The 12804-nt window shown below is 73.8% G+C and carries 12 protein-coding genes; 4 read left to right on the plus strand and 8 right to left on the minus strand.

Annotation, left to right across the window (positions count from 1 at the left end; genetic code table 11):
* The first annotated feature begins 35 nt into the window (after positions 1 to 35).
* A complete protein-coding gene (locus LG274_RS00140; protein WP_404464757.1) occupies positions 36 to 758 on the plus strand; it encodes a hypothetical protein in 723 nt (240 codons plus the stop codon).
* 20 nt (positions 759 to 778) lie between these two features.
* Here the strand turns inward: LG274_RS00140 and LG274_RS00145 are convergent, their stop codons facing one another.
* From LG274_RS00145 to aroA, 5 genes are read right to left on the minus strand one after another with little or no spacing between them, the layout of a single operon-like run.
* On the minus strand, positions 779 to 1225 hold the full coding sequence (locus LG274_RS00145) for a CrcB family protein (protein WP_298984730.1): 447 nt from the start codon (positions 1223 to 1225) through the stop codon (positions 779 to 781).
* On the minus strand, positions 1222 to 1761 hold the full coding sequence (locus LG274_RS00150) for a CrcB family protein (protein WP_298712889.1): 540 nt from the start codon (positions 1759 to 1761) through the stop codon (positions 1222 to 1224). The genes LG274_RS00145 and LG274_RS00150 overlap by 4 nt, the downstream gene beginning before the upstream one ends.
* Positions 1758 to 2615, minus strand: coding sequence for a histidinol-phosphatase (gene hisN / locus LG274_RS00155; RefSeq protein ID WP_319074772.1), 858 nt, complete (start codon positions 2613 to 2615; stop codon positions 1758 to 1760). The genes LG274_RS00150 and hisN overlap by 4 nt, the downstream gene beginning before the upstream one ends.
* A 20-nt stretch (positions 2616 to 2635) precedes the next feature.
* Positions 2636 to 3733 (minus strand): ribosome small subunit-dependent GTPase A, encoded by a 1098-nt coding sequence (locus tag LG274_RS00160; protein WP_298984725.1) that lies wholly within the window; start codon positions 3731 to 3733, stop codon positions 2636 to 2638.
* Entirely contained in the window at positions 3733 to 5142 is a 1410-nt protein-coding gene (gene aroA / locus LG274_RS00165; protein WP_298712896.1) for a 3-phosphoshikimate 1-carboxyvinyltransferase, read from the minus strand. The genes LG274_RS00160 and aroA overlap by 1 nt, the downstream gene beginning before the upstream one ends.
* A gap of 221 nt (positions 5143 to 5363) precedes the next feature.
* Between aroA and LG274_RS00170 the strand changes: the two genes are divergently transcribed.
* The gene (locus tag LG274_RS00170; protein ID WP_298712898.1) at positions 5364 to 6062 is read left to right on the plus strand and encodes a sigma-70 family RNA polymerase sigma factor; all 699 of its coding nucleotides are present in this window, start codon (positions 5364 to 5366) and stop codon (positions 6060 to 6062) included.
* Positions 6059 to 6334, plus strand: coding sequence for a mycothiol system anti-sigma-R factor (rsrA, locus tag LG274_RS00175; protein WP_248115198.1), 276 nt, complete (start codon positions 6059 to 6061; stop codon positions 6332 to 6334). The genes LG274_RS00170 and rsrA overlap by 4 nt, the downstream gene beginning before the upstream one ends.
* Positions 6335 to 6415: 81 nt before the next feature.
* On the opposite strand, the gene LG274_RS00180 is transcribed toward rsrA, so the two are convergent.
* The 3 genes from LG274_RS00180 to LG274_RS00190 all read right to left on the minus strand — a co-directional run bounded on the left by LG274_RS00180 (position 6416) and on the right by LG274_RS00190 (position 10966).
* A complete protein-coding gene (locus tag LG274_RS00180; protein ID WP_404465952.1) occupies positions 6416 to 6490 on the minus strand; it encodes a 50S ribosomal protein bL37 in 75 nt (24 codons plus the stop codon).
* A 71-nt stretch (positions 6491 to 6561) separates the two neighbouring features.
* Complete coding sequence (locus tag LG274_RS00185) at positions 6562 to 7167, minus strand: GDSL-type esterase/lipase family protein (protein ID WP_298712901.1); 606 nt, start codon at positions 7165 to 7167, stop codon at positions 6562 to 6564.
* Positions 7168 to 7189: 22 nt separating this feature from the next.
* On the minus strand, positions 7190 to 10966 hold the full coding sequence (locus LG274_RS00190) for a multifunctional oxoglutarate decarboxylase/oxoglutarate dehydrogenase thiamine pyrophosphate-binding subunit/dihydrolipoyllysine-residue succinyltransferase subunit (protein WP_404464761.1): 3777 nt from the start codon (positions 10964 to 10966) through the stop codon (positions 7190 to 7192).
* A gap of 194 nt (positions 10967 to 11160) precedes the next feature.
* Between LG274_RS00190 and LG274_RS00195 the strand changes: the two genes are divergently transcribed.
* Positions 11161 to 12645: a GuaB1 family IMP dehydrogenase-related protein gene (locus tag LG274_RS00195; RefSeq protein WP_319074780.1), complete on the plus strand. Its 1485-nt coding sequence runs from the start codon at positions 11161 to 11163 to the stop codon at positions 12643 to 12645.
* Positions 12646 to 12804 lie beyond the last annotated feature (159 nt).

Genomic DNA, 12804 nt, shown 5'->3' on the forward strand with positions numbered 1-12804 from the left:
CGCCGGAGCAGTCTGCGCGCCTGATCGTGCGCGCGATGCGTCGGAGCGAGCGCGAGCGGGCCTTCGGGACGGGCGACGTCGACGAGGCCGCCCAGGCACTGGCGCACGAGCGGCGGCGCACCGGCCTGTCCCGGGAGCAGCGGCGGCGCGAGTTCGAGGAAGCCCGCGCCGCGGGCATCGGCACGGGTACCGTTGCGGGGGCGGCCCAGGTGGTCGGCCGGCTGGCACTGGTGATGATGTACGTCTGTCTGTTCGGTGCCCTGGGCGGGATCCTCGTCGTCGTCGGCCTGGACGCGATCACGGGGACGGACCTGATGGACGCGGCGATGAGGTCCGTCCCGGGGCTTCCCCAGCAGCTGCCTTTGATGGTGGTCGTCTACCCGTTCGTGTGCGCCGCGCTCCACGATGCCGCCCAGACGGTGCGTCGGTACGCGCTGCGGCGCCGCTACTTCGCCTGGGCCTGCGGCCGTGAGGGCCAGATCGCGAGGGGGACGTCAGCGATGCCGGCCCCCGAGCTCCGCGGGGCGGCCGTGACGGCCCTGCCCGCCAGAGTCCTGGGCCCCACCTCGGTGGTCATCGGCCTGGCCATCGGCGGGGTCATCGCCCTGCAGGGGGATGTGGGCGACGGCCTGATCACGTTCCTCGCCTTCGCTGCGGGCGCCCTGATCCTCTCCGTGGTCGCCGGCCTGCAGCGGTGGCGACTGCGCCGCATCATGCTCCTCCACGACGCCCTCGCGGGGCGGGCGAGACGGGCCTAGCGGGCGCGCCCGCCCGCCCCTCAGCCGGCCAGGACCGCGCGCAGGCCCAGGCCGGCGCCCCAGCCGACGACGACGGCCACCAGCCCCAGCCCCAGCTGCGCGGCCCACAGGCGAGCGGCCGCGCCCCATCGACGGGCGAGCACGGCGTCGGCGGCCTCAGCGGCCACTGTGGACCACGTCCCCAGGGCGAGGCAGAACCCGGACACCACGGCGGACACCGCCGCGACGAGTATGAACCCCTGGCCGTCGCCCCAGCCCCCGGACGCGTACACCAGCTCCGGCACGGCCAGGCCGACGGTGACGCCGAGGAGCAGGGCCGCCGTCGTGTTGGCGGTGAGCAGACCCCGGGGGCCGAGCCGGTCGGTCAGGCGTCGGCGCGCCAGGGCGCCGAGCGCCCCGCCCGCCGCGAGGCAGGCCAGGAGGGCCACCTGGAAGAGAGCCAAGACCTCGTATCCCGCGCCGCTCATGCGTCCTCCTCCGAACGATCCGTCCCGACCACGCGCGACGCCGGGGCGCCCCCGGTGCGCAGGCCGAGCACGGCCGCCGCCGTCGAGAGTGCAGCCATCAGCGCGAGCACCAGCAGCACCGACGTCGCCGCGGCGAGGACACCACCCGCCCCGGACGCCGCGGCGCCCAGCCGCACCGGCCACAGCATCAGGGCGACGGCGCTGGAGATGGTGGTGAACGCACCGAGGAAGCCGGTTCCCAGCCCCGCCACCAGGCGTGGACGCCAGTCCGGCCCGCGGCGTCGCGAGGCCGCCCACAGCAGGCCGAGCAGGAACGAACCGAGCACGTTCACCACGAACAGCGGCAGGGCCTGGACGAGCACGTCGACCGCCCCGAACGCGGCACCGAACGTGCCGCGGAAGTTCGGCGCCCCGGCCAGCGCGGTCACCGCGTTCATCACCCCCGCGCCGCACGCCGCGCCCGCGGCTCCGCCCAGCGCGACGGCGGGGAGCACGCTGCGCGGCCCGTCCGGCTCCGCCACGCGCCGCGCGGTCATGCGTGCGTGGTCCCGTCCTCGGCGCCCCACGGGCCGTCGTCGTCGGCCAGGCGCAGCCGCGCCAGGACCTCGTCATGCAGCAGCCCGTTGGTCACGAGCGCGTTGCCGCCGAAGGGACCGTCCTCGCCCTCGAGGGAGGTGAAGCGGCCGCCGGCCTCGCGCACGATCGGCACGAGCGCGGCCATGTCGTGCAGCGCGAGCTCGGGCTCGGCCGCGATGTCCACCGCGCCCTCGGCCACGAGCATGTAGGACCAGAAGTCGCCGAAGCCACGCACGCGCCACACGTCCGAGGTCAGCTGGAGGAACTCGCGGATGGACCCGCGCTCGCGCCAGCCCTCGAGGGAGGAGAAGGAGAGCGAGGCGTCGGAGAGCCGGTCCACGGAGGAGGCGTGGATGCGCTCGGAGCGCATGAGCGAGGTGCCCGTGAAGGCGCCCTGCCCGGAGGCGGCCCACCAGCGGCGGTGCAGCGCGGGGGCGGACACGACGCCGACCACCGGCTCGCCGTCCACCAGCAGGGAGATCAGGGTGGCCCACACGGGCACGCCGCGTACGAAGTTCTTCGTGCCGTCGATCGGGTCCACGACCCACTGGCGTCCGACCCGGCTGAAGCGGCCGCCGAACTCCTCGCCGAGCACGGTGTCCCGCGCACGGGCCTTCGCCAGGGTGGCGCGGATGGACTCCTCGGCGGCGCGGTCCGCGTCCGAGACGGGGGTGAGGTCCGGCTTGGTGCTGACCTGGAGGTCCTGGGCCTTGAAGCGGGCCATGGTGATCGAGTCCACGTTGTCGGCCAGCATGTGGGCCAGGCGCAGGTCCTCCGTGAGGTCCCGCCCGTTCGTCTGTCCGGTGCTCTCCATGGGTGCCACGCTATACCGCCTCAGTCCTCGGAGGAGGCGGAGGTCTCGCCCTCGGCCGTGGACCGGTTGCCGAGCAGGCGCCGCAGCGAGGCCAGCCGCGCCGGACCCGCCGCGCCCGCGTGTCCGGCGGCGACCCACGGGTCGAGGCCGCAGCCGGGGGAGTCCGCGCCGTGCGTGCACCCGCGGGAACAGTCCTCGAGGCCGCCGGCGAGGTCGCCGAACGCCTCCACCACGCGGTCCGGGTCCACCCAGCCGAGGCCGAACGAGCGGATGCCGGGGGTGTCCACCACCCACGTGTCGGGCAGGGGGGCGCCGTGGGCGTCGGTGAGGGGGAGGGCCAGCGCGGAGGAGGAGGTGTGCCGGCCCCGGCCCGTGACCGCGTTGACGTGCCCCGTGGCGCGCGTGGCGCCGGTGAGGGCGTTGAGCAGCGTGGACTTGCCCACGCCGGACGGGCCCACGAACGCGGCGACGTGGCCCTCGAGCCGCTGGGCCACGCGGTCCACGAGGCTCCCGTCCAGCTCGGTGTCCCCGGTCTCCGCCTCGAAGGTCGAGGCGCCGGAGGTCATGACCTCGAGGTCGAGGGACTCGTAGTGCGCCACGAGCTCGGCCGGGTCCCGCAGGTCCGTCTTGGTGATGAGCAGGACGGGGTGGATGCCGGCGTCGTAGCAGGCCACGAGGGCGCGGTCGATGAAGCCGGTGCGCGGCTCCGGATTGGCCGCGGCCACCATGATCATCAGGGTGTCGGCGTTGGCCACCACCACGCGCTCCACCTCGTCCGAGTCGTCGGCCGAGCGGCGCAGCACCGTGCCCCGGTCCTCCACGCGCACCACGCGGGCCAGCGTGCCGTCGTCGCCGGAGAGGTCCCCCACGACGGCGACCCGGTCGCCGGTGGCGATCGGGGTGCGCCGCAGCTCGCGGGCGCGCATCGCGGTGATCCGCTCGTCGGGGCGGTCCGGGAGCACCACGGTGTACCGGCCGCGGTCGACCGTCGTCACCATGCCGGTCTGCGCGTCCTCGTGCGCGGGCCGCTCCTTCGTGCGCGGTCGAGTGCCGCGCTTGGAGGGACGCTCGCGGATGTCCGCCTCGTCCCACGCCGTGGGGTCCAGCCGCCGTCCCATCAGGCCTCCTCCCCGCCCACGAGCGCCGCCCACAGGGCGGGGAAGCCCGGCATGGTCTTCGCGGTGGTGGCCACGTCGTGCACGCGCGTGCCCGGCACCCGCAGCCCGATGACGGCGGCGAACGTCGCCATCCGGTGGTCGTGGTAGGTCTCGGCGAGCGCAGGCCTCAGGGGCCCCGACGCGTCCAGGCCGGGGAAGCCCAGCTCGTCCGCGCCCTCCTTGACCTCGACGCCGAAGCGGGCGGCCTCCGCGGCGAGGGCCGCGAGCCGGTCCGTCTCGTGCCCGCGCAGATGGGCGATGCCCGTCAGGCGCGTCGGGCCCTCCGCCAGCAGCGCCAGCGCCGCGACCGTCGGCGCCAGCTCGGCGGTGTCCGGGACCTCGCCGGCCCCGGTCACGCGCGGCGCCCCGTCCTCTCCGACGCCGCCGGTGACCGTGAGCGCGCCCTGCGAACGGTCCTCGCTCCCGACCTCGAAGGCCACGTCGGCCCCGAACGCGGGGAGGATGCAGCGCCAGCGGTCGCCGAGCTGCGTGGTGCCTGTGGGCCAGTCGGGCACCGTCACGGTCCCCCCGGTCACGACGGCGGCGGCCAGGAACGGGCCCGCGTTCGACAGGTCCGGCTCGACGACGGCGGTGAAGCCCGCCAGCGGACCGGGGTGTACGCGCCACACCCCCGCGGCGGGGATGTCCACGCGGACGCCGCGCTCGCGCAGCACGGCCACGGTCATGGAGACGTGCTCCGGGCTGGGCACACGGGAGCCCGTGTGCCGGACGGTCAGACCGCTCGGGCGGCGCACGGCGGAGAGCAGGAGGCCGGAGAGGAACTGCGAGGACCCGGCGGCGTCCACGGCGACCTCCTCCGGGGCGGCGGCCGCGGCCGTCGTGTCCAGCACCAGCGGGAGCCGGCCCGGCTCCCCGGCCTCGGTCACGCCCACGCCGAGCTGGCGCAGGCCGTCCACGAGCGGGCCCATGGGCCGCTCGCGGGCGCCCGGGTCCCCATCGAGGACGACGCGTCCGGGGCGCAGCGCGGCCACCGCCGGGAGGAAGCGCATGACCGTTCCGGCCAGGCCGCAGTCCACGTGCACCTCGCCCGCGAGGGGCTCGCCCACGGGCAGGGGGTGCACGAGCAGGACGCCGTCGTCGCCGTCCTCGAAGCGCGCGCCGAGCGCCGTCAGCGCCGCGCGCATGAGGCGGGTGTCCCGGGAGTCCAGCGCGCCGCGCAGCTCCGAGGGCCCGTCCGCGATCGCCGCGAGCACGAGCAGGCGGTTCGTGAGGGACTTGGACCCCGGCAGGCGCACCGTCCCGACCACGGGCCCGGCGGTGGTCGGCGCCGGCCACGGGTCCGGCACGGACGGGGTGGAGGAGGGCGCGCCCGACGGCGCGGAGGGGCGGGGCGGCGTGGGTTCGGTCACCGGCCCAGCCTACCGAGGCGCGCGGGGAACGAGGCGGGGGAATAGGCGTCGCCTCGGGCGCGCTGTACCCGGGCAGCAGAGGCCGGTGCGGGAGAGACCCCGCCGGCACCGCCCGAGCCGGGGAGGAGGCCGCACCCGTGAGCACCGCACTGCTGGCCGCGCCCGCCTCGGCCACACCGACGCCGTCGGCGCCGCGGCCGTCCCCCGTAGACTGGGCGGCGATGAGCACTGAAGACAGCGCGCGCCAGATCGCCCGGCCCGCCGACGCCCCGGAGCACGACCTCGCGAGCATCGACGTCGCCGCCGAGTCCGACCCCGAGCGCCGCGCCCGCTTCGAGCGAGACGCCCTCGAGTTCGTGGACCAGCTGTACTCGGCCGCGATGCGCATGACGCGCAATCCGCAGGACGCCGAGGACCTGGTGCAGGAGGCCTACACGAAAGCGTACTCCTCGTTCCACCAGTACCGGCCCGGCACGAACCTCAAGGCCTGGCTCTACCGCATCCTCACCAACACGTACATCAACCTGTACCGGAAGCGGCAGCGCCAGCCCCTCGAGGCGGACACGGACACGGTGGAGGACTGGCAGATGGCCCGCGCGGCCGAGCACACCTCCGCGGGGCTGCGCTCCGCGGAGACCGAGGCGCTCGACCACCTGCCGGACTCGGAGGTCAAGGCGGCGCTGCAGGCCATCCCCGAGGAGTTCCGCCTCGCCGTGTACTTCGCCGATGTGGAGGGCTTCGCCTACAAGGAGATCGCCGAGATCCTCGACGTGCCCATCGGCACGGTGATGTCCCGTCTCCACCGCGGGCGCAAGCAGCTGCGGGAGCGCCTCACGGACTACGCCGCCGAGCGCGGGATGGGTCCCAAGGGCCGCGGGGTGGACACCGAGGCGACGAGCACGAAGGAGGCCACGCGATGACCCAGGACGACGGCGGCCGCGAGTGCCGCGAGGCGGTCGAGCGCCGCATGGAGCAGCTGTACCGCTACCTCGACGGCGCCCTGACGCCGGAGGACTTCGAGCAGGTGCGCGCCCACGTGGACGAGTGCCCCGACTGCCACCGTCAGCAGGAGCTGGAGCTGCTGATCCGCACGGCCGTGCGTCGGTCCTGCCAGGAGAAGGCGCCCGCGCAGCTGCGCGCCACCATCATGACTCGCATCACCCAGGTGACCACCACGCACCACCGGGGCTGACGGCGCAGCCCGCCCCCGATGCACGAGAAGGGCCGACCCCGTGGGGGTCGGCCCTTCTCCTGCGATGCGGCTGAGCGATGCTCAGGCGTTGGGGCGCTTGCCGTGGTTGGCGCCGCCCTTCTTGCGATCGCGACGCTTGCGTCCACGCTTGCTCATGGGGGTCTCCTCTCCGATGAAGCGGGCTTCGGTCAGTGGTCCATTCTGTCACACCGCGGGAGCGGTGCGCGTCAGGCGGTGGGCTCCGGGACGCCCAGCCACTGGTACCACCCGCGGTGCAGCACGAGCCACGCGATCAGCCCGTGCCCGGCCTGGCCCGGCAGGCCCTGGCCGGACGCCAGGTCCGAGCGCCACTGCTCGTGGCCCACGAGCGGCGTGAACGCGTCCACGTACACGTGGCGACGGCGGTCGGCCACGTCCAGGTACGCCGCGTTCAGCTCGGCGAGCCGCGCGTTGCGCTCCTCGTCGAGAGAGGGGGTGGGGCCGACCACGAGCACGGGGATGTCCCGCTGGGAGGCGGTGTCCAGCACGTTCGCGAGGTTGAGGCGCGAACGGGCCGAGGACGAGGCCTCGATGTCCAGGTCGGCGTCCGAGAGGGCCACCACGAGGCGGTTCTCCGTGGTGTCGGAGAACCGCCGCGAGGCCTCGCCCCACCAGCGCTCGTTGAGCTGCTCCGTGGTCTCATGCGGCACCGCGAGGACGTAGTTCTCGAGGGTCACGTCCTGGGCGGACGTGCGGGCAAGCACGCGACCCCACCACCCGATGGCGCGGGCATCCCCCGCGCCGGCGAGGATGTGGTCGCCGACGGCGGCGATCCGGATCTGGCGAGACTGCACGGGTGTGTCCTTTCGCGCCGGCTCAGCGGCCGAACGAGGTGTCCAGGAGGGTCTGCAGCTCGGTGTCGTGCCGGCCCTTCGTGCCCGCCGAGGTGGAGGCGGAGGCCGGGCGGGAGACGAGGCGCACCTCGCGGCCCAGCTGAGGCACCAGGTTGAGGGCCATGAAGGGCCACGGGCCCTGGTTGGCCGGCTCGTCCTGCACCCACATGACCTCGGCGTCGCCGTAGGCGGCGAGCTGCTCGCGGATCTCCTCGAGGGGCAGCGGGTAGAGCTGCTCCACGCGGACGATCGCGGTCGTCTCGTCGCCGGACTTCTCGCGGCGGGCCAGGAGGTCGTAGTACAGCCGGCCGGAGACCAGGAGCACGCGCGTGACCTTCTTCGCGTCCACCCCGGCGTCCGGGATGACCGGCTGGAAGCGGCCCTGCGTGAAGTCCTCCACCGAGTTGGCCGCCGCCTTGAGACGCAGCAGCTGCTTGGGCGTGAACACGATCAGCGGCTTGCGCGGGCGGGCGTAGGCCTGCTCGCGCAGCAGGTGGAAGTGGCTCGCGCCGTTCGAGGGGTTCACCACGCGCATGTTGTCCTCGGCGCACATCTGCAGGAAGCGCTCGATGCGGGCGGAGGAGTGGTCCGGCCCCTGGCCTTCGTAGCCGTGGGGGAGCAGGAGCACCACGGAGGAGCTCTGCGACCACTTCTGCTCGGCCGAGGAGATGAACTCGTCGATCACGGTCTGCGCGCCGTTGAGGAAGTCGCCGAACTGCGCCTCCCACAGCACCAGGGCGTCGGAGCGCTCCACCGAGTAGCCGTACTCGAAGCCGAGGGCGGCGTACTCGGAGAGCAGCGAGTTGTAGACCCAGAACTTCGCCTGGTCCGGCGAGAGGTTCTTCAGCGGCGTCCACTCCTCGTCCGTGACGCGGTCGTGGAACACCGAGTGGCGCTGCGTGAAGGTGCCGCGCTGCGAGTCCTGGCCCGCGAGGCGCACCGGCACGCCCTCCATCAGGAGGGAGCCGAACGCCGCGAGCTCCGCGAAGCCCCAGTCGATCCCGCCGTCCACGGCCATCTTGGCGCGGCGCTCCAGCAGGGTCGAGAGCTTCGGGTGGACGGTGAAGTCCTCCGGGGTCGCCAGGTGCGCCTCGCCGATGGCCCGCAGGGTCTCCGGGGAGATGGCCGTCTTGGCCGGGGCCTGGGGAGCGCGGTCGCGGTCGCTCGCGGGCTCGATGCCGCCGGTGCCCGAGGTGTCGGCGTTGGACTCGTGGGTCTCCGCGAACACGCGCTCGAGCTGCTGCTGGTAGTCCCGCAGCGCGGTGTCCGCCTCCTCCTGCGTGATGTCGCCGCGGCCCACGAGGGACTCGACGTACAGCTTGCGGGTGGAGCGCTTCTGCTCGATCAGGTTGTACATGCGCGGCTGCGTCATCGACGGGTCGTCGCCCTCGTTGTGGCCGCGGCGGCGGTAGCACACGAGGTCGATGACGACGTCCTTGTTGAAGCGCTGGCGGTACTCGAACGCCAGCTGGGCCACGCGCATCACGGACTCCGGCTCGTCGCCGTTCACGTGGAGGATCGGCGCCTGGATGCTCTTGGCCACGTCCGTGGCGTACACGGAGGAGCGGGCCTGGGAGGGCGGCGTCGTGAAGCCCACCTGGTTGTTGACGATGACGTGCACGGTGCCGCCGGTGCGGTAGCCGGGCAGCTGGGAGAGGTTGAGCACCTCGGTCACCACGCCCTGGCCGGCGAAGGCCGCGTCGCCGTGCACCAGGATCGGCAGCACGCTGAAGGAGTCCGGGTGCTCCGAGCCGAGGTCGAGGCGGTCCTGCTTCGCGCGGACGATGCCCTCCAGGACCGGGTCCACGGCCTCCAGGTGCGAGGGGTTGGCGGCGAGGTACACGCGGGTGCTGTTGCCGGCGTCGGACACGAAGGTGCCCCCCGTGCCCATGTGGTACTTCACGTCGCCGGAGCCGGAGGCGCCGTTCGGCGTGGCGCCCTCGAACTCCCGGAACACCTGGCCGTAGGTCTTGCCGGCGATGTTGGTGAGCACGTTCAGACGGCCGCGATGGGCCATGCCGATCGCCACCTCGTCCATGCCCGCGTCCGCGGCGTCGCCCAGGATGTGGTCCAGGAGGGGGATGAGGGACTCGCCGCCCTCGAGGGAGAAGCGCTTCTGGCCGATGTACTTGGTCTGCAGGAACGTCTCGAAGGCCTCGGCCGCGTTCAGGCGGCTGAGGATGCGCAGCTGCTCCTCGCGGGTCGGCTTGTTGTACGGGCGCTCGAGCTGGTCCTGGAACCAGGCGCGCTCGGCCGGGTTCTGGATGTGCATGTACTCGACGCCGATGGTGCGGCAGTACGCGTCCCGCAGCACGCCGAGGATGGCGCGGAGGGGCAGCGTGGACTGCCCTCCGAAGCCGCCCGTGGGCCACGGGCGGTCCAGGTCCCACAGGGTGAGGCCGTGCTCGCGGACGTCCAGGTCCGGGTGGGTGCGCATCGTGTACTCGAGCGGGTCCACGTTGGCCAGGAGGTGGCCGCGGTCCCGGTACGCGTGGATGAGCTGCTGCACGCGGGCGACCTTGCCGACCTGCTCGTCCGGGTTGACCTGGACGTCCTGGGCCCAGCGGACGGGCTCGTAGGGGATCCGCAGGGACTGGAAGACCTCGTCGTAGAAGCCGTCCTCGCCGAGCAGGTAGCCGTGGATGATCTTGAGGAACTCGCCCGAGCCGGCGCCCTGGATCACGCGGTGGTCGTACGTGGAGGTCAGCGTGATGGTGCGGGAGATCGCCAGGTCGTTGAGGGTGCTCTCCGCGGCGCCCTGGAAGGCGGCCGGGTAGGTGAGGGCACCGACGCCGATGATGGCGGCCTGGCCCTTGGAGAGGCGGGGCACGGAGTGCACCGTGCCGATGCCGCCGGGGTTGGTCAGCGAGACCGTGGTGCCGGCGTAGTCGTCCATGGTCAGCTTGTTCTTGCGGGCGCGCTGGACCAGGTCGTCGTAGGCCTGCCAGAAGCCGCGGAAGTCCAGGGTCTCGGCGGCCTTCACGTTGGGGACCACGAGCGCGCGCGTGCCGTCCGGCTTGGGCAGGTCGATGGCCAGGCCGAAGTTCACGTGGGCGGGCTCCACCATGGTGGGCTTGCCGTCGCGCTCCTCGTAGAGCACGTTCATGGCGGGCATCTCGTTCAGCGCGCGCACGATCGCGTAGCCGATGAGGTGCGTGAAGGAGACCTTGCCGCCGCGGGTGCGGGCCAGGTGGCTGTTGATCATGGCGCGGTTGTCCATGAGCAGCTTGGCGGGCACGTCGCGCACCGTGGTGGCGGTGGGCATGGAGAGGGAGGCGTCCATGTTGGAGGCCACGGCCTTGGCCATGCCCTTGAGCACGGTGGCCTTCTCCTCCTTCGTGGAGGCGCCCGCGGTGGGCTCGTCCTTGGCGGGCTCGGAGGGCACGGCCTGGGCGGCGGCCTTCTTGGCGCTGGTCTTGGCGGGCGCGGTCTTCGGCTGGGCGGTGGCGGGGGCGGCCGTCGGGGTCGCGGACGCGGCGCGGGTGTCCCCGCCGGTGCGGACCGGGGTGGCGTTCGCCGACGGCGCGGTGGCGGACTGCGGGCCGACGCCCTCGGCCGAGGCGGCCTTCGCGGGGGCGGGCTTCGACGGCGTGGCGGAGGCCGCCTGCTGCGGGGCGCTCGCCTCGAGGCGAGCGAAGATCTGTGCCCACTGACGATCCACGGAGCCCTCGTCGGCGCGGTACTTCCGGTAGATCTCGGCCACGAGCTTCTCGTTCCCGGGGAACTCCTGCGCGAGCCGATCAGACGTGAGTTCTGGCACTGTGCAACGCCTCTTCCTGAGCCTTGTGATGCGATGGTCCGACGGGGAACGCCCAGGGGAGCGGTCCGGTCGCAAGCGGTGCGCCCGTGCTGCCGCTGGCGGACGCCTCCGAACATCATAGGTGCTCAGGCCCCGTCGGGGGCGAGGGCGGAGCGTCCGGCAGGGGCCGCGTCCCGGTCTGGGAGACTGGCCACATGCGCTTCCTCACCCCGCCGAGCGTCGACCTCACCTACAACGACGTGTTCCTCGTCCCCTCCCGCTCCGACGTCGCGAGCCGCATGGACGTGGACATCGCCCCGGACGACGCGACGGGCGGCTCCATCCCGCTCGTCTCGGCCAACATGACCGCCGTCACCGGCCGGCGCATGGTGGAGACGATGGCCCGCCGCGGCGGCCTCGGGATCCTGCCCCAGGACGTCCCCGCCGACGTGATCGCCGAGACGGTCGCCCGCGTGAAGTCCGCCCACCCCGTGGTGGACACCGCGCTGACGGTGCGCCCGCACGACACCGTCCTGGACCTGCTGCACCTCATGGACCGACGCAACCACGGCGTCGTCGCGGTGGTGGACGCCGACGGCGGCCTCCTCGGCCTGGTCCGTCCGCGGGACTGCGACGACGTGGACCGCTTCGCCTCGGCGTCCTCCGTGATGCACCCGGCCGCGCTCACGCTGACCGCGGACGAGCTGGGCGGGGACGCCGGCGCCCACCCCGGCGCGGACGTGCTGCGCGCGGCCTTCGAGCGCCTGCACGCCGCCCACCTCGACGTGGCGCCCGTCGTCGAGTCCGGGACCGGCGGCGGGGCCCCGCGCCTGCGCGGCGTGGTCACCCGCGCGGGCCTGCTGCGCTCCTCCCTCTTCATGCCCAGCCGCGACGCCGGCGGACGGCTGCGCGTGGGCGCGGCCCTCGGCATCAACGGCGCCGTGGGGGAGAAGGCCTCCGCCCTCCTCGAGGCCGGCGTGGACGTGCTCGTGGTGGACACCGCGCACGGCCACCAGGAGACGATGCTCGACGCCCTCGCCGCGGTGCGCTCGCTCGACCCCGGCGTGCCGGTGGTCGCCGGCAACGTGGTGACCGCCGAGGGCGTGCACGACCTCGTGGCCGCCGGCGCCGACATCGTGAAGGTGGGGGTGGGCCCGGGCGCCATGTGCACCACGCGCATGCAGACCGCCGTCGGCCGCCCGCAGCTGTCCGCCGTGCTGGAGTGCGCGGCCGCCGCCCGCGAGGCCGGTGCCCGCGTGTGGGCCGACGGCGGCGTGAAGCACCCGCGTGACGTGGCCCTCGCCCTCGCGGCCGGGGCGAGCTCGGTGATGATCGGCTCGTGGTTCGCGGGCACGCTCGAGTCCCCGGGGGACCTCGTGCACGACGCCGACGGCCGCCGCCACAAGGAGAGCTTCGGCATGGCCTCGGCCCGGGCCGTCGAGCACCGCACGCGCCACGAGGACCCCTTCACCAAGGCCCGCAAGGGCATGTTCGAGGAGGGCATCTCCTCCTCGCGCATGGACGTGGACCCCCGCCGCCCCTCCGTGGAGGACCTGCTGGACACCATCACCGCCGGCGTCCGCTCCGCCCTCACGTACGCGGGTGCGCGGGACCTGGCGGAGTTCCGCGAGCGGGCCGTTCTGGGGCTGCAGTCCGCCGCCGGCTACGACGAGGGCCGGCCCGTGGCCGCCTCGTGGTGAGGCGGCGCGGCACGCCCGAAGGGGTCTCTCCGCCCGCGGCCCCGCCCTATACTGGTCGCACTATGGATCACCCTGACACTGCTGTGCCAGCCTGCCCGTCCGCGCTCGCGGACGGGGCCGGATCGGAGCCTTCCAGTCCCGGCGTCGCCCGTTCGACGC

Origin of the sequence: Micrococcus antarcticus, assembly GCF_044872765.1 — a bacterium.
Classification (GTDB): domain Bacteria; phylum Actinomycetota; class Actinomycetes; order Actinomycetales; family Micrococcaceae; genus Micrococcus.